The organism is Cellulosimicrobium sp. CpK407, assembly GCF_051844275.1.
GTDB classification, from domain to species: Bacteria; Actinomycetota; Actinomycetes; order Actinomycetales; family Cellulomonadaceae; genus Cellulosimicrobium; species Cellulosimicrobium cellulans_G.
The window spans coordinates 21702-43747 of the sequence record NZ_JBGNYC010000040.1 but is presented as its reverse complement, the minus strand read 5'-3'; the positions used below and the strand labels follow the sequence as shown (position 1 = coordinate 43747).

Here is a 22046-nt window from a genome sequence, read left to right as displayed (position 1 = left end):
GGCGCGGACGCCGGGATGGAGGTCCTCGTCTGCTCGGGCGACCGCGACTCGTTCCAGCTCGTGGGCCCCGACGTCACGGTGCTCTACCCGAAGAAGGGCGTCTCGGAGCTCGCGCGCATGGACAGCGCCGCCGTCGTCGAGAAGTACGGCGTGCCGCCCGAGCGCTACCCGGACCTCGCCGCGCTCGTGGGCGAGACGTCCGACAACCTGCCGGGCATCCCCGGCGTCGGGCCCAAGACGGCCGCCAAGTGGATCACGGCGTACGGCGACCTCGACGGCCTGCTCGACCACGCGGACGAGATCAAGGGCAAGGCGGGGGAGAACCTCCGTGCGCACCTCGACCAGGTCCGCCTCAACCGACGGCTCAACGCGCTCCTGCGCGACCTCGAGCTCCCCGTCGGCCCCGACGACCTCGTGACGCGTCCCTGGGACCGCGAGGCCGCGCACCGCGTCCTCGACGCGCTCGAGTTCCGGGCCCTGCGCGACCGGCTCTTCGCGATCGCGCCCGAGGGCGAGGTCGAGACCGAGGCGGGGTTCGACGTCGAGCTCGCCGACGTCCTGCCCGGGGGGCTCGGCGCGTGGCTCGCCGAGCACGGTGACCGGTGCCTCGGGGTCGAGGTGGCCGGCAAGGCGGTGCCCGGTGGCGGGGACGCCTGGGCGGTCGCGGTGTCCGACGACGCCGGGGCGGCCGTGGCGCTCGAGCTCGCCGACGTCGCGGGGGCCGACGACGAGGCGCTGGCCGCGTGGCTCGCGGACCCGGCGCGGCCCAAGGTCGTGCACGGCGCGAAGTCCGCGTGGCACGAGCTCGCGGCGCGCGGCTACGACCTGGCGGGCGTCACGTTCGACACCGAGCTCGCCGCCTACCTGTGCCATCCGGACCAGCGCGGCTACGACCTCGGCGACCTCGTCGTGCGCCACCTGCACCGCGAGCTGCGCCCCGACACCGAGGCGGGCAACGACGCCCAGGGCGCGCTCGACCTCTCGCTCGACGGGAACGGCGAGCAGGAGCGCGACGCCGTCCGCGCGCTCGCCGTCGCCCAGCTCGGCGACGCCCTCGCGGGCGAGCTCGAGGACCGCGGGGCCACGACGCTCCTCACCGACCTCGAGCTGCCGCTCTCCCAGGTGCTTGCGCGCATGGAGCAGCGCGGCATCGCCGCGGACGTCGAGTACCTGCGCGAGCTCGAGCAGCACTTCGGCGACCTCGTCGCGACCGCCGCGTCGGAGGCGTACGCCGTCATCGGGCGCGAGGTGAACCTCGGCTCGCCCAAGCAGCTGCAGGAGGTGCTGTTCGACCAGCTCGGGATGCCCAAGACGAAGAAGATCAAGACGGGCTACACGACCGACGCGTCGGCGCTCGCGGACCTCTTCGTCAAGACGCAGCACCCGTTCCTCGAGCACCTGCTCGCGCACCGTGACGCCTCGCGCCTGCGCCAGACCGTGGAGGGCCTGCTCAAGTCCGTCGCGGACGACGGACGGATCCACACGACGTTCCAGCAGACCATCGCGGCGACCGGGCGCCTCAGCTCGACCGACCCGAACCTCCAGAACATCCCGATCCGGACGGAGGCGGGCCGTCGCATCCGGCGCGCGTTCGTCGTCGGGGAGGGCTACGAGACGCTCATGACGGCCGACTACAGCCAGATCGAGATGCGCATCATGGCGCACCTGTCGGGTGACGAGGGGCTCATCGAGGCGTTCCGGTCCGGCGAGGACCTGCACTCCTACGTCGGGTCGCGCGTGTTCGAGGTCCCGGCGGCCGAGGTCACGCCCGCGATGCGCTCGAAGATCAAGGCGATGTCCTACGGCCTGGCGTACGGGTTGTCGGCGTTCGGGCTGTCGCAGCAGCTCACCATCGAGGTGGGCGAGGCGCAGAAGCTCATGGACGACTACTTCGAGCGCTTCGGCGGCGTGCGCGACTACCTCACGGGCGTCGTCGACGAGGCGCGCGCGACGGGGTACACGGCGACCATCCTCGGGCGCCGGCGATACCTGCCCGACCTCACGAGCGACAACCGGCAGCGGCGCCAGATGGCGGAGCGCATGGCCCTCAACGCGCCCATCCAGGGGAGCGCGGCCGACATCATCAAGGTCGCGATGCTGGGCGTCCAGCGCGCGATCGACGAGCGCGGACTGCGCTCGCGGCTGCTCCTGCAGGTGCACGACGAGCTCGTGGTCGAGGTCGCCCCGGGCGAGCGCGACGCCGTCGAGGAGGTGCTGCGCACGCAGATGGGCGCGGCGGCGGACCTCGACGTGCCGCTCGACGTCTCGGTCGGTGTCGGCGCGACGTGGCACGAGGCGGGTCACTGACCCGGCCGGGTCAGCCCGGGAGGCGCGTGCGGAAGATCGCCGTCCCGGGCAGGTAGGCACCGCGCACCGGGCCCCAGCCGCCCCACACCTCGGTGTTGTCGGCGGGCCACTCGGGCTCGACGACGTCGCGCAGCTCCAGCCCGCCGGCGACCACCTCGCGCACGTGGTCGCCCAGCGTGCGGTGGTACTCGGCGTAGACGACACGGCCGGCGGCGTCCGTCTCGACGTAGGGACGGCGGTCGAAGTACGAGCGGTTCGCGGTCAGCCCGTGCGCGCTCGGGTCGTCGGGGAACGCCCAGCGGGAGGGGTGCGTGACGGAGAACGTCCAGGTGCCGCCCGGTCGGAGCACCCGGGCGACCTCGCGGTGGATCGCGTCGGCGTCGGGGACGAACGGGATCGCGCCGAACGACGTGAACGCGGCGTCGAAGCTCCCGTCGGCGAACGGCAGGCGGCGCGCGTCGGCCTGGACGGCGGGCACGCGGATCCCCGTCGCCCGGTCGAGCGCCGCACCCGCGGCGAGCATGCCCCGGGAGACGTCCGTGGCGACCGCCTGCGCGCCCTGGGCGACGAGCCAGCGCGAGCACTGTGCCGCGCCGGCCCCGACCTCGAGGACGCGGAGACCGGTCACCTCGCCGAGCAGGCGCGCGTCGCGCTCCCGAAGTCCCTCCGGGCACCAGCAGAAGTCCGCCGCGCCGAGGAACGCCCCGTGCTCGTCGAGATACTCGGCGGCGTTCGCGTCCCACCACCCGCGCCCGGCGCGGCCACCCTCGGCGGCGGGCACGTCCCGGTAGCCGGCGTCCGCCGTCGGGCCGGGCGGGGCGACGTCCGGGACCGGGACCTGCGGCGGCACGGGGGCGGGGGTCTGGCTCATGCGGCCCATTGTCCCGGGCACCACCGGCCCCGGGCACCGCAGGGCGCCGCACGGCCCGGACGCGCGGGACCTTGGTCGTCGGCGTGCCCGAGGACCGGGACGGGCCGTGACCCGGGCCGCGGGGTTGACTAGGGTTGAGCGTGACGCGGTGCCGCGGAGGTCGGCACCTCCGTCGACGCCGGGCACGCGCGCGAGGACGCGCGACGGGACGACGAGACGGAGGAACAGGTGCGCATCGGACTTCTCACCGGCGGAGGCGACTGCCCCGGCCTGAACGCGGCGATCCGGGCCGTGGTCAAGCAGGGGACGGGGGAGTACGGGCACACCATCATCGGCTTCCGCAACGGATGGCGCGGCGTGGTCGACGGCGACGTGCACCCGCTGGGGCGCCAGGACATCCGCAACGTGCTGCCGGTCGGCGGGACGCTGCTGGGTACCGCGCGGTTCCACCCGCGCGAGGAGGACGGCAGCATGGACGCCGTGCTCGCGACGGTCGAGGCCGAGCACCTCGACGCCCTGATCTGCATCGGCGGCGACGGCACGCTGCACGCGGCGAGCCGCGTCGCCGAGGCGGGCGTCAAGATCGTCGCGATCCCCAAGACGATCGACAACGACGTCGAGGGGACGGACCTGTCGATCGGCTTCCACACGGCGGTGAACATCGCGACCGAGGCCCTCGACCGGGTGCACACGACGGCGGAGAGCCACAACCGCGTCATGGTGGTCGAGGTCATGGGCCGCCACGCCGGCTGGATCGCGGTCAACGCGGGCATCGCGGGCGGTGCCGAGGTCGTCCTCGCCCCCGAGGAGCCCTTCGACATCGACCAGCTCGTGAAGTTCCTGCGGCACCGGCACCGGGCGCACGCGAACTTCTCGATCGTCGTCGTCGCGGAGGGCGCGGTCCCGCGCGAGGGGTCGTCGATGGAGTTCACGCAGCAGCTCGGCCGCTTCGGCGAGATCGTCGCGGGGTCGATCGGCGAGCGCGTGAGCGCGGAGATCGCGGAGCGCACGGGGTTCGACACGCGGCTCACGGTGCTCGGGCACGTGCAGCGCGGCGGGGAGCCGACGCCGACCGACCGCATCCTCGGGAGCCGGTTCGGGGTCGCGGCAGTCGACGCGGTGAGCGCGGGGACGTCGGGCGTGATGACGGCGCTGCGGGGCGAGCGCGTCGAGCTCGTGTCGCTGGCCGAGGTCGCGGGCCGGCCCAAGCGTGTCCCGGAGGAGCTGCTGCGCGTCGCGCGCGTGCTCGCGTGAGCGCCCCGGGTGCGACCGGGCGGGGGCGGTGCCGCGCACCGGCGTCGCGTTGACCGCCGGGGTGACACCCGGATAAGGTGGACGGCGGTGCGTTGCGCCTGCCTTCGTCCCGGACCACGACGCCCACCATGACGTCACCGGGTCAGCGGCAGCGGCGCGCCGAGAACCCTACCCGCTCGACTACACCTGTCCGCATCGGAGCATCGAACTCAATGACCATCTCTACCCCCGCGAAGTCCGCACCCCAGGTTGCCGTCAACGACATCGGCACCGAGGAGGACTTCCTCGCCGCCGTTGACGCGACCATCAAGTACTTCAACGACGGCGACATCGTCGAAGGCACGATCGTCAAGGTGGACCGCGACGAGGTCCTCCTCGACATCGGCTACAAGACCGAGGGCGTCATCCCCTCCCGCGAGCTGTCCATCAAGCACGACGTGGACCCCGGTGAGGTCGTCAACGTCGGCGACGCGGTCGAGGCCCTCGTCCTCCAGAAGGAGGACAAGGAAGGCCGTCTGATCCTGTCCAAGAAGCGCGCCCAGTACGAGCGCGCCTGGGGCACGATCGAGAAGATCAAGGAGGAGGACGGCGTCGTCACCGGCACCGTCATCGAGGTCGTCAAGGGTGGTCTCATCCTCGACATCGGCCTCCGTGGCTTCCTCCCGGCCTCCCTGGTGGAGATGCGTCGCGTCCGCGACCTCCAGCCGTACGTCGGCAAGGAGATCGAGGCGAAGATCATCGAGCTCGACAAGAACCGCAACAACGTCGTCCTCTCGCGCCGCGCCTGGCTCGAGCAGACGCAGTCCGAGGTCCGCTCCACCTTCCTGCAGACGCTGCAGAAGGGCCAGGTGCGCCCCGGTGTCGTCTCCTCGATCGTCAACTTCGGTGCGTTCGTGGACCTCGGCGGCGTCGACGGCCTCGTGCACGTCTCCGAGCTGTCCTGGAAGCACATCGACCACCCGTCCGAGGTCGTCGAGGTCGGCCAGGAGGTCACGGTCGAGGTCCTGGACGTCGACTTCGACCGCGAGCGCGTCTCGCTGTCGCTGAAGGCGACGCAGGAGGACCCGTGGCAGACGTTCGCCCGGACCCACGCGATCGGTCAGGTCGTCCCGGGCAAGGTCACCAAGCTCGTCCCGTTCGGTGCGTTCGTGCGCGTCGAGGACGGCATCGAGGGCCTCGTGCACATCTCGGAGCTGGCCGTGCGCCACGTCGAGCTGCCGGAGCAGGTCGTCAACGTCGGCGACGAGGTCTTCGTCAAGGTCATCGACATCGACCTCGAGCGCCGTCGCATCTCGCTGTCGCTCAAGCAGGCCAACGAGGGCGTGGACCCGGAGTCGGACGACTTCGACCCCGCGCTCTACGGCATGGCCGCCGAGTACGACGAGCAGGGGAACTACAAGTACCCCGAGGGCTTCGACCCGGAGACCAACGAGTGGCTCGAGGGCTTCGAGGCGCAGCGCGAGGCCTGGGAGGCGGAGTACGCGAAGGCGCACGAGCGCTGGGAGGCGCACCGCAAGCAGGTCGCCGAGGCCGTCAAGGCCGACTTCGACGCCGCGTCGGGCGACTCGGGCTCCTCGAGCTCGTCGTCCTCGAGCAGCACGTCCTACTCGTCGGCCCCGGCCGCCGAGGCCACGGGCACGCTCGCGTCGGACGAGGCGCTCGCCGCGCTCCGCGAGAAGCTCACGGGCAACTGACCCGGCCGGCGGCCCCGCGCGGGACGCCACGCTGAGCAGACGAAGGCCCGCCACCCCTCGGGGTGGCGGGCCTTCGTCGTGCCCGGCACGTGCCCTGGCGCTCACAGCGCCGACCAGGTGGTCCTGGTCCGTCAGCGGCCGCGGACGAGCCGGGACCGCCTGGTCGACGGGCCGGGACCACCTGCTCGGCGGTCGGCCGTCAGGCGGTCGCCGTCGCCGGCTCGGGGGCCGTGGCAGCGGCCAGGACTGTGCTCGGTTCGCTGCCCGACGGCGCGGGTGAGTCGGCGAACTGCGTCCGGTAGAGCGCGGCGTAGCGGCCGCCGCGCGCGAGGAGCTCGGCGTGCGTGCCCGTCTCGACGACGCGGCCGGCGTCGAGGACGACGATGAGGTCGGCCTCCCGGACGGTCGAGAGCCGGTGCGCGATGACGAGCGACGTGCGCCCGCGCAGCGCCTCGGCGAGGGCCGCCTGGACCGCGGCCTCGGAGTCCGAGTCGAGGTGCGCCGTCGCCTCGTCGAGGACGACGAGCTGCGGGGCCTTGAGGAACACCCGGGCGATCGCGAGCCGCTGCCGCTCGCCGCCGGACATCCGGTAGCCGCGGTCGCCGACGACGGTGTCCATGCCGGACGGCAGGGCGGCGACGACGTCCCACACGTGCGCGCGGCGCAGCGCGGACTCGAGCTCGGCGTCCGTCGCGTCCGGCTTGGCGTACCGGAGGTTCTCGGCGATCGAGTCGTGGAAGAGGTGCGCCTCCTGCGTGACCACGCCGACGGCGTCGTGCAGGCTCTCCTGCGTGACGTCGCGCAGGTCGCGCCCGGCGATCCGCACGTGCCCGGAGGTCGGGTCGTACATGCGCGTGACGAGCTGCGACACGGTCGTCTTGCCTGCGCCGGACGAGCCGACGAGAGCGACCATCGCCCCCGCGGGGACCGAGAAGGTGACGTCGCGCAGGGTGTCGGTCGTGGGGTCGGTCCCCTCGACGGCGACGGACTCGAGCGAGGCGAGGGAGACCTCCGACGCGCTGGGGTAGCGGAACGTCACGCCGTCGAGCTCGAGGCTCGCCCCGTGCCGCTCGACGTCGTCGGCGAGGTCGTCGGCATCGGGTGCGTCGGTGACGGTGGGCTCGAGGTCGAGCACCTCGAGCACGCGCTCGAAGCTCACGAGCGCGGTCATGACGTCGACCTGGACGTTGGACATCGCGGTGAGCGGGCCGTAGAGGCGCCCGAGGTAGGCGGTGAGCGCGACGACGGTGCCGACCGTCAGCGTGCCCGAGATCGCCATGACGCCGCCGAGCCCGTAGACGATGGCGACGGCGACCGACGCGACGACGGTGAGGCCGACGCGGAAGACCGTGCCGTACATGGCCTGCTTCACGCCGATGTCACGGACGCGGCCGGCCTGGGCGGCGAACCGGGACGACTCGCGGGCCGGGTCGCCGAAGACCTTGACGAGGTGGGCGCCCGCGACGTTGAACCGCTCGTTCATGGTCTGCGCGGCCTCGGCGTTGAGCTCGTAGCTCTCGCGCGTGATCGCGGCGAGGCGCTTGCCGACCCAGCGGGCCGGGAGCACGAACGCGGGCAGCAGGGTCAGGGCGAGGAGCGTGAGCTGCCAGGACATGGAGAGCATCGCGGCGAGGACGAACACGACGGTGAGGAGGTTCGAGAAGACGTTCGAGAGCGTCGACGTGAACGCCTGCTGCGCGCCGAGGACGTCGCCGTTGAGGCGCTGCACGAGCGCACCGGTCCGGGTGCGGCTGAAGAAGGCGAGCGGCATGCGCTGCACGTGGTCGAAGACGGCCGTGCGCAGGTCGACGATGAGGCCCTCGCCGATGCGCGAGGAGAACCAGCGCTGGGCGACCCCGAGCGCGCCCGAGAGCACCGCCAGCCCGGCGGCGACGAGCGAGAGCGCGACGACGACGCCGACGTCGCCTGCCGTGATGCCGTCGTCGATGATGCGCTGGAACAGCAGCGGCGTGGCCGCGCCCGCCGCGGCGTCGACCGAGATGAGCACGAGGAACGCCGCGAGCTGGCGCCGGTAGGGCCGGGCGAACGTGAGGACGCGTCGGATCGTGCCGCGGTGCAGCCGACGGGACGCGACGGAGGAGTCCTGGCGGAACGAGCGCATGCCGCGCCCGCCGCCGGAGCCGGGGAGGGGTGAGGGGAAAGACATGGGGCCTCCTGGGTGGGGGAGGGGCGGCGCGGTCGTCCGCGGCGGCATGGTCGTCCGCGGCGGCGGGCGCGGTCGTGCGACCGCTCGCGCGACAGCGATAGTGAGTTTAACTCACAATGAGTGTGCTCCACAAGACCCCCGTCCGCCGGGTACGCTCGGCCTCGTGACGAGCGATGCGAGCGCGCGCCCCGCACGGGGCGCGGTGGGCGGCCCGACCTCCACGGACGAGGCGGGCGAGTTCCTCTCGCTCCTGCACGCGGCGCTCCGGAGCGTGCGCCGTGAGGCGAGCGAGCGCGCCGAGCCCGCCGGGACGACCCCCGGCCAGTACCGGATGCTGCGCTTCCTCGCCCGCTGCGACGAGCCCTGTCGGCTCGGCGCGGTCGCGTCCGCGCTGGACGTCGCGCCCCGGTCGGTGACGTCCAAGGTGGACGACGCCGAACGGGCCGGGCTCGTCCGGCGCACCCCCGACCCGCACGACCGGAGGGCGACGCTCGTCGCGCTCACCCCGCGGGGGCGGGAGGTCGTCGCGCAGGTGGGAGCGGAGCGGTCGTCGAGCGCCGGGACGCTCCTCGCGCGCCTCGACGCCGCCGAGCGCGCCGAGCTCCTGCGGCTCCTGCGCGCCGTCGCGGGCGAGCGACCGGACGGTGCGCACGCCGACCACCGGTCGGAGGGCGGCTCGGGAGAGCCGTCGGGCGCGCACGGCTGAGCCGCTCCGCGTGGTCGACCGTCCCGGCGCGAGGACGCCCACCGGCTGGCAGGATGGGGCGCATGTTTCGCATCGGCCTGACCGGAGGAATCGCGGCGGGGAAGTCCGTCGCGCTCGCACGCTTCGCCGAGCTCGGCGCCGTCGTCGTGGACTACGACGCGCTCTCGCGCGACGCGGTGGCGCCCGGGACGGTCGGCCTCGACGAGGTCGTCGAGGCGTTCGGGCCGGACGTCCTGGACGACGACGGCGCGCTCGACCGGGCCGCGCTCGGTCGGGTCGTGTTCGGCGACGCCGCCGCGCGCGAGCGTCTCAACGCGATCGTCCACCCGGAGGTGCGTCGGCTCGCGGCCGAGCGCGAGGCGGCCGCCGGCGCGGCCGACCCCCGGGCCGTCGTCGTGCACGACATCCCGCTCCTCGTCGAGACGGGTGACCCCGCCCGGTTCCACTGCGTCGTGGTCGTGCACACGCCCGTGGACGTGCGGGTGAGCCGGCTCGTCGAGGGACGCGGGCTGACCGAGGACGAGGCCCTCGCCCGCGTCGCCGCCCAGGCCGACGACGCGTCGCGCCTCGCCGCGGCGGACGTGACCCTCGACGGGTCCGGCTCCCCGGAGGCGCTGCGCGTGCAGGTCGACGAGCTGTGGGCACGCGTGCGCGCGGAGGTCGACGCCGAGGTCCAGGCCGAGATCGAGGAGCACGAGGCGTGACGGTCGTCGTCAGCGGGTTCGAGCCGTTCGACGGTGCCCTCGAGAACCCGTCGTGGGAGACCGCGGCGCGGCTCGCCGAGCGCGGGGAGGCGCTCGTCGGCGACCGGGTCGTCGCCGTCCGGCTGCCGGTGACGTTCGCCGGAGCGTGGCCGGTGCTCGACGCCGCGATCCGCGAGCACGACCCCGAGGTCGTCGTGGCGCTCGGCCTGGCGGGAGGTGCGTCGGGCGTGCGCCTCGAACGGGTCGCGGTCAACGTGCGCGACGCCCGGATCCCCGACAACGCGGGCGCGCAGCCCGTCGACCTGCCCGTCGCCGAGGGCGGGCCGGTCGGGTACTGGTCGACGCTCCCGCTCAAGGTGTCGCTCGCGGCGATCCGCGCGACGGGTGTTCCGGTGGCGGTGTCGAGCACCGCGGGGACCTACGTGTGCAACGACGTCTTCTACGCCCTCATGCATCACTGGGGTGCCGGGCCGGGTCGGCGCGCCGGCTTCGTCCACGTCCCCGGGGCCGACGTCGTCCCGATCGCGGACCAGGTCGCGGCCGTGGCCGCCGTCGTGCGGCACGCGCTCCTCGGTAGTCCCGAGCCGGCCCTCGCGGCCGGTTCGGAGAGCTGAGCCGAGCGCGGGGACGCCGAGGGCCCGGCAGGTCTCGCCTGCCGGGCCCTCGGTGCGTGCTCGTGGTCGAGGCGTCAGCTCGTCGCGCGCCGACGTGCCACGACGAGGATCGTCGCGCCCCCGGCGAGCAGCAGCGCAGCGACGACGGCCAGCACGACGACCGACGCGCCCGTCGTGGCGAGGCCGCTCTCGGGCGAGTCGTCGCCCTTCTCGGCGGACGCAGGGGTCGCGTCCGGGCTGGCGGCCGGGGTCTCGGCGGCCGGGGTCGCCTCCACCGTGGGCTCGCCCGGCTCCTCCGTGGACGGGGTCTCCTCGGTCGTCGGCGGCGTGGTCACGCCCTCGCCCGGGTTCGGGCCTTCCGGCGACGGCTCGGGCTCGGGCTCCTCGACGAACGGCGTCGACTCGCACGGGCCGGCGAACGGGTAGTTGTGGTGCTCGATCCCGGCGCCACCGGTGTAGGAGACGGCGCCGTTCGACAGGATGCGCCCGTTGGTCGAGGTCGCCAGCGTGAGGGTCGCGTCCGTGCGCGGGACGACGACCGTCCCGGGGAACTGGTCGTTCGTGCCGAGCGTCACCCGGGTCGCGTCCGGGAAGCTCCACAGGAAGTGCGCCGACAGGTGCTGGGCGGTCTGGTAGACGCGCACGCCGCCGTACTCGACGTGCTGCAGCCGCGACACGTCCACGGAGGTGCCGGTGACGGTGAGGAGCACCGGCCCCGTCCCGGTGACGTACAGCGCGGTGAGAGTCGATGCCTGGTCGGCCGTGAGCGTGTACCGCGCTCCGGCCTCGACCGTCAGCACCCCGCCCTCGGGCGCGGCGGCGACGGCGCCGTCGGCGGCGTCGGCCGCGATGCCCGTGACGAGCCCGGGGAGCGCGACGTAGGGACGCAGCGCAACGTCGCGGCCCACGCCCTGCGTGACCGTGCCCGGACGGCCGGGCGCGTTGCGGCTCTCGGTGCTCGGGGTCGCGCCGGTGATCTTCCCGCCGACGACGACGTTGCCACCGCTCGAGGCGTGGAAGCCGACCTGGGTGTTCGTCGCGGTCGCGAGGTCGCCGCCGACGACGAGCATGTCGGTCCCGCCGGCCGGGGTGATCGCCGAGCCGCCGCCCCCTGCGGTCCCGACGTTGAGGCTCCCGGCTCCGGAGAGGTCGGCGTCCCCGCCCACGACGACGCGGCCCTCGAGCTCGGTCGCGGTCGTGACGGTGAGCCCGCCGCCCGCCCAGATACCGACGCCCGCGTCCTCCACGGCGGTGAGCTCGTAGACGTCGACCGGTCGCGTGGACGGGTCCGCGGTGCAGACGTCGTCGGCGGTGACCTCCGGCGTGGTGGCCAGCGGCGCGGCGGTCGCCGGCGCGGCGAGGCCGACGGTCGTCAGGGCGAGGGCGGTGAGGGCGAGCAGGGGGATTCCGCGGGGGCGCGCGGGGTGAAGGCGCATGGTGTCGGCTCCAGGTCGAGGGTTCGCTAGCGGCGCTGACTTACTGCGCACGGACTCCGCCGCCCGTGGTCCGTGCTGTCGTGCTGCTCCACGGGCGTCGGGGAGCGCGGCAGGGTCGAGGCGACCCTAGAGGTTGCGAATGACACCTTCCAAATTACGTCGGGGTGATTTCCCGGAACGACTCCTCCAGGGGGCGCCGACCGCGCACGGAGGGGTCCGTGTGGGTGGGTCGACGTACCGTGGAGGCATGCGTCCCGTGACCGATCTCCAGCGTGCGACCACCCCGTTCGAGGTCATCTCCGAGTACCAGCCGTCGGGCGACCAGCCCACGGCGATCGCTGACCTCGCGCAGCGCATCCGCGCGGGGGAGAAGGACGTCGTGCTCCTCGGCGCCACCGGCACGGGCAAGTCGGCGACGACGGCGTGGCTCATCGAGGAGCTGCAGCGCCCGACGCTGGTCATGGCGCCGAACAAGACGCTCGCCGCGCAGCTCGCGACGGAGTTCCGGGAGCTGCTGCCGCACAACGCGGTCGAGTACTTCGTCTCGTACTACGACTACTACCAGCCCGAGGCGTACATCGCGCAGACGGACACCTACATCGAGAAGGACTCGTCCATCAACGACGAGGTCGAGCGGCTGCGGCACTCCGCCACGAGCTCCCTGCTCACCCGGCGCGACGTCGTCGTGGTCGCCTCCGTGTCGTGCATCTACGGTCTCGGCACGCCGCAGGAGTACGTCGACCGGATGGTCCGGCTCGACGTCGGCATGCAGGTCGAGCGCGACGACCTGCTGCGGCAGTTCGTGACGATGCAGTACACGCGCAACGACATGGCGTTCACGCGCGGGACGTTCCGCGTGCGCGGTGACACGGTCGAGATCATCCCGGTGTACGAGGAGCTCGCGGTCCGCATCGAGTTCTTCGGCGACGAGATCGAGAGCATCCAGACCCTGCACCCGCTCACGGGCGACGTGATCCGGTCCGAGCCGAGCATCCACGTGTTCCCGGCCACGCACTACGTCGCCGGGCCGGAGCGCATGGAGCGCGCGATCTCCTCGATCGAGGCCGAGCTCGCCGAGCGGCTCGACGAGCTCGAGCGGCAGAACAAGCTGCTCGAGGCACAGCGGCTGCGCATGCGCACCACCTACGACATCGAGATGATGCGCCAGATCGGCACCGCGTCCGGGATCGAGAACTACTCGCGGCACATCGACGGCCGCGAGGCAGGCTCGGCGCCGAACACGCTGCTCGACTACTTCCCGGAGGACTTCCTCCTCGTCATCGACGAGTCGCACGTGACCGTGCCGCAGATCGGCGCCATGTTCGAGGGCGACATGTCGCGCAAGCGCAGCCTCGTCGACCACGGGTTCCGGCTGCCGAGCGCGATGGACAACCGGCCGCTGCGCTGGGAGGAGTTCGTCGAGCGCATCGGCCAGACCGTGTACCTGTCGGCGACGCCCGGCGACTACGAGCTCTCGATGGCCGACGGCGTCGTCGAGCAGATCATCCGGCCGACCGGCCTGGTCGACCCGGAGGTGCTCGTCAAGCCCACCACGGGGCAGATCGACGACCTGCTGCACGAGATCCGCGAGCGGGTCGAGCGGAACGAGCGCGTCCTCGTCACGACGCTCACCAAGAAGATGGCGGAAGACCTCACGGACTACCTGCTCGAGAAGGACGTGCGGGTCCGGTACCTGCACTCGGAGGTCGACACGCTGCGGCGCGTGGAGCTCCTGCGCGAGCTGCGCCTCGGCGAGTACGACGTCCTCGTCGGCATCAACCTGCTGCGCGAGGGCCTCGACCTGCCCGAGGTGTCGCTCGTCGCGATCCTCGACGCCGACAAGGAGGGATTCCTGCGGTCGCCCAAGTCGCTCATCCAGACGATCGGCCGCGCGGCCCGCAACGTCTCGGGCCAGGTGCACATGTACGCGGACAAGATCACGCCGGCGATGGCGGCGGCGATCGAGGAGACCGAGCGGCGCCGCGAGCGGCAGATCGCGTACAACACGGAGCACGGGGTCGATCCGACGCCGTTGCGCAAGCGGATCTCCGACGTGACGGACATGCTCGCGCGCGAGGACGTCGACACGGCCGAGCTGCTCGCGGGCGGGTACCGACAGCCGGGCAAGGGCGCGAAGGGCAGGGCGCCGGTGCCGGGAGCGCCCAAGGAGGGCGCGTCGTCGGGCAACCGGCTTGCCGGCGCGGCGGCGAGCGACCTCGCCGAGCTCATCCAGGAGCTCAGCGACCAGATGCACGCGGCCGCGGGCGAGCTGCAGTTCGAGCTCGCCGCCCGGCTGCGCGACGAGATCTCGGGGCTCAAGAAGGAGCTGCGGCAGATGCAGGCCGCGACGGCCTGACGCGGAGGCCCGGACGGTCGTCGGGCGCGCTCTGCCTCCAGTGACCTGCGCGGGACCGAGCGGTCGGCCGGGGCCGAGGAACATCTCGCCCGCGCGTCAGGTTGTCCTGTGCAGAGGGGCGATGGCCTATGCTGGCTCCTCGTTGAAGGGGAGTATTCCTCCGCGGTGATGTCGTCATCACGGCCGGCGCAGTCGTCGGCCCGGTGTCACCGGTCCCACTACCACCAGCCCGCGTCCCGTGCGGGTGCGGGTGGCGGTGCGTGGCGGAAGAGACCTTCGGTACACAGTGCTCCCCACGTACCGGAGGAATCTTCATGGATGTGCCCGTCTGGGTCTGGCTCGTCACCGTCGGCGTGATCCTCGCGATGCTCGCCGTCGACTACGTGGGGCACGTGCGCACGCCCCACGCCCCGAGCCTGCGCGAGGCCACGTGGTGGTCCGCGGGCTACGTCGCCGTCGCGGTGGCCTTCGGTGGCATCGTCTGGGCCGTCTGGGGCTCGACGTACGGCGGCGAGTACTTCGCCGGCTACATCACCGAGAAGAGCCTGTCAGTCGACAACCTCTTCGTGTTCGTCCTCATCATGACGAGCTTCCGCGTCCCGCGGCTCTACCAGCAGAAGGTGCTGCTCATCGGCATCACGATCGCGCTGGTCCTGCGGACGATCTTCATCTTCCTCGGCGCGGCCCTCATCGAGAACTTCAGCTGGGTCTTCTACGTCTTCGGCGCGTTCCTGCTGTACACCGCGTGGACGCAGGTCAAGGCCGGCACCGGCCACGACGAGGAGTTCCACGAGAACGGCGCGCTGCGGCTGACCCGCCGCCTGTTCCCGACGACGGAGACGTACGTCGAGGACAAGATGACGACGAGGATCGACGGGAAGCGCTACATCACCCCGATGCTCATCGTGATGATCGCGATCGGCAGCGCGGACCTGCTCTTCGCGGTCGACTCGATCCCCGCGATCTTCGGCCTCACGCAGGAGACCTTCCTCGTGTTCGCCGCCAACGCGTTCTCGCTGCTCGGCCTGCGCCAGCTCTACTTCCTCATCGACGGCCTCCTCGACCGCCTCGTCTACCTCGCGTACGGCCTCGCGGCGATCCTCGGCTTCATCGGCGTCAAGCTGCTCATCCACGCGCTGCACAAGAACGAGGTGCCGTTCATCAACGGCGGTGAGCACATCACCGCCGTCCCGGAGATCTCGACGGCGCTGTCGCTCGGGTTCATCGTCGTCGTGCTCACGATCACCACGGTCGCGAGCCTCGCCAAGGACCGCGCCGACCGTCGGCGCTCCGTCGAGAGCTCGGAGGGCTCACGCTGATGGTTCACGAGCTTCCCGTCTGGTTCGAGTGGGCGTCGCTCTCGGCGCTCGCGGTGCTGCTCCTCGTCGACCTGTTCGTCGTGGGGCGCCGCCCGCACGTCCCCTCGATGCGCGAGAGCGCGCTGTGGGTCGGCTTCTACGTCGCGCTCGCCCTCGTCTTCGGGGCGATCGTGGGCGCGGTCGGCGGGGCGGCACCGGCCGGGGAGTTCTACGCGGGCTGGCTCACGGAGTACAGCCTCTCCGTGGACAACCTCTTCGTGTTCGTCATCATCATGGCGAGGTTCGCGGTCCCGCGGGACCAGCAGCAGCGCGTGCTGATGGTCGGCATCATCGTCGCACTCGTCCTGCGCGGGGCGTTCATCCTCGCGGGTGCGGCGATCATCGCCCAGTTCGTGTGGGTGTTCTACCTGTTCGGCGCGTTCCTCATCTACACGGCCGTCAAGCTCGTGGCCGGCGGGGACGAGCCCGAGGAGTACCACGAGAACCGCGCCGTCCGGGCCCTGCGGCGGGTCCTGCCGCTGGGCACGCAGTACGACGGCGGCCGGCTGCGCACGGTCGAGGACGGCAAGCGGGTCTTCACGCCGCTGGTCATCGTGTTCCTCGCGATCGGCAGCACCGACCTGCTCTTCGCGTTCGACTCGATCCCCGCGATCTTCGGGCTCACCCAGGACCCGTTCATCGTCTTCACGACGAACGTCTTCGCGCTGATGGGCCTGCGCCAGCTCTACTTCCTCCTGGGCGGCCTGCTCGAGCGCCTCGTCTACCTGCCGATCGGTCTGGCGGTGATCCTCGGGTTCATCGGCGTGAAGCTGATCCTCGAGGCGCTGCACGAGAACACGCTGCCGTTCATCAACGGCGGGGAGCACCTCGACGCCGTCCCGACGGTCCCGATCTGGCTGTCGCTGGTCGTGATCATCGGCGCGCTCGCCGTCACGACGGTCGCGAGCCTCCTGCGCACGCGGGCGCTGCACGCCCAGGACGACTCCGAGGTGGCCGCGACGCGCGGCGCTGCCGCCGTCGTGGAGGACGCGGTCCAGGAGCCCGAGGGGGAGTCGGTGGACGGGGGCGCGCCGGTCGGCGAGACACCGCCGTGGGGCACGGGCCCGCAGGACGGCACCGGGCGATAGCGCGTGCCCGACGAGCCGCGGAGCGAGACGGTGCCGGCCCGGACCGACGGGTCCCGCGGTGCCCGCCTGGCCCGGCACGCGGCGGTCAGCACGGCGCTGTCGCTGCACAGCGACCGCCGGCTCCGCGAGCTCGTGGACGCCGCCCCGCGGGTCGGTGCGGGCATCGGCGGCGAGACGTCGTCGCTCGACGTCGACGGCACACCGGTGTTCGTCAAGCGGGTGCGCCTGAGCGACCTCGAGCGCCGGGCGGACAACGTCCGCTCCACGGCGAACCTGTTCGACCTCCCCACCTTCTGCCACTACGGGGTCGGCACCATCGGCGCCCCGGGCTTCGGTGCCTGGCGGGAGCTGGCCGTGCACGTCATGACGACGGGCTGGGTGATCGCCGGGGAGCACGAGGGCTTTCCCCTGATGCACCACTGGCGAGTGCTGCCCGACGGGGGCCGGCCCCTGCCCAACGAGCTGGCCGACGTCGAGCGCGCCGTCGAGTACTGGGGCGGCGGCACGGCGGTGCGCCGCCGGATCGAGGCCCTGCGGGACTCCTCGGCGAGCATCGTGCTGTTCCTGGAACACGTCCCGCAGACGCTGCACGACTGGCTCGGCGTCCAGGTCGGGGCCGGCGGCGAGACCGCCGAGCGGGCCTGTGCGCTCGTGGAGGACGGGCTGCGCGACGGGATCGCGTTCATGAGGTCACGTGGCCTGCTGCACTTCGACGCGCACTTCGAGAACGTCCTGACCGACGGCGAGCGGCTCTACTTCGCCGACTTCGGCCTCGCCATCTCCTCGGGTTTCGACCTCTCGCCCGACGAGGTCGACTTCGTCGCCGCGCACCAGGACTACGACGACTGCTACGGCGTCACGCACCTGGTGAGCTGGCTGGCCGTCGCCCTGTTCGGGTGCCGGCCCGAGGAGCGCCGTGCGCTGGTGCGCTCCTGGGCTCAGGGCAACCCGCCGACCGACGTCTCGGCGGGGGTCGCCGCGACGCTGGTGCGACACGCCCCGGTCGCGGCGGTGGTGGGGGACTTCTACCGCGCGTTCCAGCGGGAGAGCCGTGCGACGCCGTACCCCTGGGAGGCGGTCGACCGGCTCGGTCGCGCCGACCGCGGGCCCGGCCGGGCCGGCGCTCGGTAGACCGACCCCGAAGACGGCTCGCCGTCACGCAGGCGGGATCGCGCCGGGCGGGGCCGGGCCCTCCTCAGGCGCGGTCGGCCCAGTCGCCGATGACCGGGGCCCACGGGCGCACCGTGCGTTCGGCGACGAGGCCGGCGCGTCCGAACGGGTCCTCGTCGAGGACCGCGGCGACGGCGTCGGGTGTCTCTCCGTCGAGGACGAGCAGCGCCCCGGCGGGAGCTCCCTCGTGCGCGGGCAGCGGGCCGGACGCCAGGAGCGTGCCCCGGGCGTAGAGGTCGCCCAGGAACGCGCGGTGCTCCGGACGCAGGGCGTCGAGCTCGGGGGCGCGGTCGGCGTAGACGTAGGTGACGGCGTGGATCGGCATGCCGTGAGTGAACCAGACCCGCCCGACGGCGCGCGGTCGGGGTCCGCGCCTCGGTCGTCACCGCGGTGGCGACCCGGGCTGGTCAGCCCTCCGCTACCAGCCGCGCTCGCGCCACTCGTCGAGGTGCGGTCGCTCGGCGCCGAGGGTCGTGTCCGCGCCGTGGCCGGGGTAGACCCACGTCGCGTCGTCGTACCGGTCGAAGACGCGCTCCGTGACGTCCGCGAGGAGCCGCTCGAAGCGCGCGGGGTCGTGCCCCGTGCTCCCGACCCCGCCCGGGAACAGCGAGTCGCCCGTGAACAGGTGCACCCGGCCCGCGACGGCCTCCGGCGCGCGCACCTCGGCGGGCTCGCGATAGGCGAGCGCGACCGACCCCGGCGTGTGGCCCCGCAGCGCGACGACCTCGAGCACGACGTCCCCGGCGCGGACGAGGTCCCCGTGGCGGAGGCGCCGCACCACGTGCACGTCGGCGGCCTCCGCGACGGCGTCGGCGTCGGGACCACCGACGGCCGTCGTCGCCCCCGTGACGGCGACGATCGACGCGAGGGCGCGCAGGTGGTCCGGGTGGCGGTGCGTCGTGACGACGACGTCGAGGCGCGCGGTCGGCGACCCCTCGCGGACGAGCGCGAGGACGTCGTCGGGCGCGTCGGCCGCGTCGATCAGGACCTGGGCGCCCGTGCGCCGGCACGTGAGGAGGTAGACGTCGTTCGCGAGCGGCCCGACGGCGAGCTTGCGGATCTCGACCTCGTCGAGACGGCGCACGTCGGCGGGCCCGCCCACCACAACCTGTCCCGTGTACGTCATGCGGTCAGTCTGCCTCGCCCGCCGGGCGCGGGCGGGCCACGGTGAGCGTCCGTCGGAGGACGCGCGAAGGTGACGTCGAACACCTGTGCGAATGTGGGTGGTCGGTCGTACGATGCTGCGGTGAGCAATCGCCTCGTCATCTCCGGTGCCCGCGAGCACAACCTCCGCAACGTCGACCTCGACCTCCCGCGGGACAAGCTCATCGTCTTCACGGGGCTCTCCGGCTCGGGCAAGTCCTCGCTCGCGTTCGACACCATCTTCGCGGAGGGGCAGCGCCGCTACGTCGAGTCGCTGTCGGCGTACGCGCGCCAGTTCCTCGGGCAGATGGACAAGCCCGACGTCGACTTCATCGAGGGCCTGTCGCCCGCGGTGTCGATCGACCAGAAGTCCACGAACCGCAACCCGCGCTCGACCGTCGGCACGATCACCGAGGTCTACGACTACCTCCGCCTGCTCTTCTCGCGCGCCGGGACGCAGCACTGCCCCGTGTGCGGCGAGCGCGTGACCGCGCAGACCCCGCAGCAGATCGTGGACCGTCTCCTCGAGCTGCCGGAGGGCACGCGGTACCAGGTGCTCGCGCCGGTGGTGCGCGGGCGCAAGGGCGAGTACTCCGAGCTCTTCAAGGAGCTCCAGACCAAGGGCTTCGCGCGCGCCCGCGTCGACGGCGAGGTACGCACGCTCACCGACGTCCCGGCGCTCGAGAAGAAGCTCAAGCACGACATCGAGGTCGTCGTCGACCGCCTCGTGGCACGCGAGGGCGTGCAGCGCCGGCTCACCGACTCGGTCGAGACCGCGCTCGGGCTCGCGGGCGGGCTCGTCGTCGTCGAGCTTGTCGACGCGGACGCGGACGACCCGGCGCGCGAGCGCCGCTTCTCCGAGAAGCGCGCGTGCCCCAACGACCACGAGCTCGCGCTGGACGAGATCGAGCCGCGCACGTTCTCCTTCAACGCGCCCTACGGCGCGTGCCCCGAGTGCACGGGCATCGGCTTCCGCCTCGAGGTCGACCCCGACCTCGTGGTGCCGGACGTCGAGAAGTCGCTGAGCGAGGGCGCGGTCGCGCCGTGGGCGCAGATCTCCTCGGAGTACTTCGAGCGGGTGCTCACGGCGCTCGCGGACGACCTCGGGTTCTCCATGGACACGCCGTGGCGGGCGCTGCCCGAGCGCGCGAAGAAGGCGGTCCTGCACGGGCAGAACCACCAGGTCCACGTCCGGTACAAGAACCGCTGGGGCCGCGAGCGGCAGTACTCGACCGGGTTCGAGGGCGTCATCACGTTCCTCGAGCGCCGGCACACCGAGACCGAGTCGGACTGGTCCAAGGAGAAGTACGAGGCCTTCATGCGCGAGGTCCCGTGCCCGGTGTGCCGGGGTGCGCGCCTCAAGCCCGAGGTCCTCGCCGTCAAGGTCGGCGGCAAGTCGATCTGGGACGTGTGCCGTCTCCCGCTGCGCGAGGCCGCGGCGTTCCTCGGCTCGCTCGAGCTCGGCGCGCGCGAGCGCGCCATCGCGACGGAGGTCCTCAAGGAGATCGACGCGCGCCTCGGGTTCCTGCTCGACGTCGGCCTCGACTACCTCTCGCTCGAGCGACCGGCCGCGACGCTGTCCGGCGGCGAGGCGCAGCGCATCCGGCTCGCGACGCAGATCGGCTCGGGCCTGGTGGGCGTCCTCTACGTCCTCGACGAGCCGAGCATCGGCCTGCACCAGCGCGACAACCGCCGGCTCATCGAGACGCTCACGCGCCTGCGCGACCTCGGGAACACGCTCATCGTCGTCGAGCACGACGAGGACACCATCCGCACCGCGGACTGGGTCGTCGACATCGGCCCGGGCGCGGGCGAGCACGGCGGACGCGTCGTGCACTCGGGCGACTACGCCGGACTGCTGGAGGCGCCGGAGTCGGTCACGGGCGCCTACCTCGCGGGCCGTCGCAGCATCCCGCTCCCGGCCGAGCGTCGCCCGACCGACCCGGGCCGTCAGGTCACGGTCGTGGGCGCGCGCGAGCACAACCTCACGGGCATCGACGTGAGCTTCCCGCTCGGGACGCTCACCGCCGTGACGGGGGTGTCGGGGTCGGGCAAGTCGACGCTCGTGAACTCGATCCTCTACACGGTGCTCGCCAACGAGCTCAACGGCGCGCGTCAGGTCGCGGGCCGGCACACGCGCGTTACGGGCCTGGACCACCTCGACAAGGTCGTGCACGTCGACCAGGGGCCGATCGGGCGCACGCCGCGGTCGAACCCGGCGACGTACACGGGGGTGTGGGACCACGTGCGCAAGCTGTTCGCGGAGACCACCGAGGCCAAGGTGCGCGGATACACGCCGGGCCGCTTCTCCTTCAACGTCAAGGGCGGCCGCTGCGAGGCGTGCTCGGGCGACGGCACGCTGAAGATCGAGATGAACTTCCTTCCGGACGTCTACGTGCCGTGCGAGGTCTGCCACGGCGCGCGCTACAACCGCGAGACGCTCGAGGTGCACTTCAAGGGCAAGACGGTGGCCGACGTCCTCGACATGCCGATCGAGGAGGCGTCGGAGTTCTTCGCGGCCGTCCCGGCGATCTCGCGGCACCTCAAGACGCTCGTCGAGGTCGGCCTCGGGTACGTCCGCCTCGGGCAGCCCGCCCCGACGCTCTCAGGTGGCGAGGCGCAGCGCGTGAAGCTCGCGAGCGAGCTGCAGAAGCGCTCGACCGGGCGCACGATCTACGTGCTCGACGAGCCGACGACGGGCCTGCACTTCGAGGACATCCGCAAGCTGCTCGGCGTGCTGCAGTCGCTCGTCGACAAGGGCAACAGCGTCCTCGTCATCGAGCACAACCTCGACGTCATCAAGAGCGCCGACTGGGTCGTCGACATGGGCCCGGAGGGTGGTTCGGGGGGCGGCAAGGTCGTGGCGCAGGGCACGCCCGAGCAGGTCGCGCGCGTCGAGGCGAGCCACACCGGCCGCTTCCTCGCGGAGATCCTCGACCAGCACGACCCCGTGCCGGTCGGTGCGCCGACGAAGCCCGGTGCGGCGCCGGCGCCCGCCGCGAAGGGAGCCAAGGGTCGTTCGGCCAAGGCCCGCCGGGCGACCGACGAGGGCACGACCCGCCCGCGCCGCAAGGCGTCCGCGGCCTAGCCGAGAGCCGACGCGGTGCGCCGGCTTGCTGCCCTGGCGTGACCCCGCGGCGACGCGTCCTCGACGCGCCGCCGCGGGTGTCGAGGGCCG

The 22046-nt window shown here is 72.7% G+C and carries 16 protein-coding genes; 11 read left to right on the top strand and 5 right to left on the bottom strand.

Annotation, left to right across the window (positions count from 1 at the left end; genetic code table 11):
* Nucleotides 1-2307: DNA polymerase I (polA, locus tag ABWU78_RS15825; protein ID WP_439158912.1), on the top strand; the 2307-nt coding region annotated here is incomplete at its 5' end.
* A 10-nt stretch (nucleotides 2308-2317) separates the two neighbouring features.
* Here polA and ABWU78_RS15820 read toward each other — a convergent pair.
* Nucleotides 2318-3178 (bottom strand): class I SAM-dependent methyltransferase, encoded by an 861-nt coding sequence (locus ABWU78_RS15820; protein ID WP_439158911.1) that lies wholly within the window; start codon nucleotides 3176-3178, stop codon nucleotides 2318-2320.
* Between the two features lie 228 nt (nucleotides 3179-3406).
* On the opposite strand from ABWU78_RS15820, the gene ABWU78_RS15815 reads away from it, so the two are divergent.
* Nucleotides 3407-4432 (top strand): 6-phosphofructokinase, encoded by a 1026-nt coding sequence (locus tag ABWU78_RS15815; protein ID WP_253049693.1) that lies wholly within the window; start codon nucleotides 3407-3409, stop codon nucleotides 4430-4432.
* Nucleotides 4433-4644: 212 nt separating this feature from the next.
* A complete protein-coding gene (gene rpsA / locus ABWU78_RS15810) occupies nucleotides 4645-6126 on the top strand; it encodes a 30S ribosomal protein S1 (RefSeq protein WP_253049691.1) in 1482 nt (493 codons plus the stop codon).
* Between the two features lie 199 nt (nucleotides 6127-6325).
* Here the strand turns inward: rpsA and ABWU78_RS15805 are convergent, their stop codons facing one another.
* Nucleotides 6326-8293, bottom strand: coding sequence for an ABC transporter ATP-binding protein (locus ABWU78_RS15805; protein WP_253049689.1), 1968 nt, complete (start codon nucleotides 8291-8293; stop codon nucleotides 6326-6328).
* A gap of 163 nt (nucleotides 8294-8456) precedes the next feature.
* Here ABWU78_RS15805 and ABWU78_RS15800 point away from each other — a divergent pair, with 163 nt between their 5' ends.
* The 3 genes from ABWU78_RS15800 (at nucleotide 8457) to ABWU78_RS15790 (ending at nucleotide 10317) form a co-directional block, all read left to right on the top strand.
* A complete protein-coding gene (locus ABWU78_RS15800) occupies nucleotides 8457-8999 on the top strand; it encodes a MarR family winged helix-turn-helix transcriptional regulator (protein WP_253049688.1) in 543 nt (180 codons plus the stop codon).
* A 62-nt stretch (nucleotides 9000-9061) separates the two neighbouring features.
* Nucleotides 9062-9703 carry a dephospho-CoA kinase gene (gene coaE / locus ABWU78_RS15795; protein ID WP_253049686.1) on the top strand — a complete coding sequence of 214 codons (642 nt, stop codon included), beginning with the start codon at nucleotides 9062-9064 and terminating at the stop codon, nucleotides 9701-9703.
* Complete coding sequence (locus ABWU78_RS15790; protein ID WP_439158910.1) at nucleotides 9700-10317, top strand: pyroglutamyl-peptidase I family protein; 618 nt, start codon at nucleotides 9700-9702, stop codon at nucleotides 10315-10317. Before coaE ends, ABWU78_RS15790 begins: the two co-directional genes overlap by 4 nt.
* A gap of 74 nt (nucleotides 10318-10391) precedes the next feature.
* Here the strand turns inward: ABWU78_RS15790 and ABWU78_RS15785 are convergent, their stop codons facing one another.
* Entirely contained in the window at nucleotides 10392-11753 is a 1362-nt protein-coding gene (locus ABWU78_RS15785; protein ID WP_439158909.1) for a choice-of-anchor A family protein, read from the bottom strand.
* A 247-nt stretch (nucleotides 11754-12000) separates the two neighbouring features.
* Between ABWU78_RS15785 and uvrB the strand changes: the two genes are divergently transcribed.
* The 4 genes from uvrB (at nucleotide 12001) to ABWU78_RS15765 (ending at nucleotide 17686) form a co-directional block, all read left to right on the top strand.
* The gene (gene uvrB / locus ABWU78_RS15780) at nucleotides 12001-14109 is read left to right on the top strand and encodes an excinuclease ABC subunit UvrB (RefSeq protein WP_253049680.1); all 2109 of its coding nucleotides are present in this window, start codon (nucleotides 12001-12003) and stop codon (nucleotides 14107-14109) included.
* Nucleotides 14110-14423: 314 nt separating this feature from the next.
* A complete protein-coding gene (locus ABWU78_RS15775) occupies nucleotides 14424-15428 on the top strand; it encodes a TerC family protein (protein ID WP_439158908.1) in 1005 nt (334 codons plus the stop codon).
* Entirely contained in the window at nucleotides 15428-16555 is a 1128-nt protein-coding gene (locus ABWU78_RS15770; protein WP_439158907.1) for a TerC family protein, read from the top strand. The genes ABWU78_RS15775 and ABWU78_RS15770 overlap by 1 nt, the downstream gene beginning before the upstream one ends.
* A 3-nt stretch (nucleotides 16556-16558) precedes the next feature.
* On the top strand, nucleotides 16559-17686 hold the full coding sequence (locus ABWU78_RS15765; protein WP_439158906.1) for a protein kinase family protein: 1128 nt from the start codon (nucleotides 16559-16561) through the stop codon (nucleotides 17684-17686).
* Between the two features lie 64 nt (nucleotides 17687-17750).
* Here the strand turns inward: ABWU78_RS15765 and ABWU78_RS15760 are convergent, their stop codons facing one another.
* Together ABWU78_RS15760 and ABWU78_RS15755 are read right to left on the bottom strand one after the other, a co-directional pair.
* The gene (locus ABWU78_RS15760) at nucleotides 17751-18050 is read right to left on the bottom strand and encodes a YciI family protein (protein ID WP_053370964.1); all 300 of its coding nucleotides are present in this window, start codon (nucleotides 18048-18050) and stop codon (nucleotides 17751-17753) included.
* Between the two features lie 93 nt (nucleotides 18051-18143).
* Complete coding sequence (locus tag ABWU78_RS15755) at nucleotides 18144-18851, bottom strand: MBL fold metallo-hydrolase (protein ID WP_353709206.1); 708 nt, start codon at nucleotides 18849-18851, stop codon at nucleotides 18144-18146.
* A 120-nt stretch (nucleotides 18852-18971) separates the two neighbouring features.
* Between ABWU78_RS15755 and uvrA the strand changes: the two genes are divergently transcribed.
* Nucleotides 18972-21956 carry an excinuclease ABC subunit UvrA gene (gene uvrA / locus ABWU78_RS15750; protein ID WP_253049670.1) on the top strand — a complete coding sequence of 995 codons (2985 nt, stop codon included), beginning with the start codon at nucleotides 18972-18974 and terminating at the stop codon, nucleotides 21954-21956.
* Nucleotides 21957-22046: the final 90 nt, after the last annotated feature.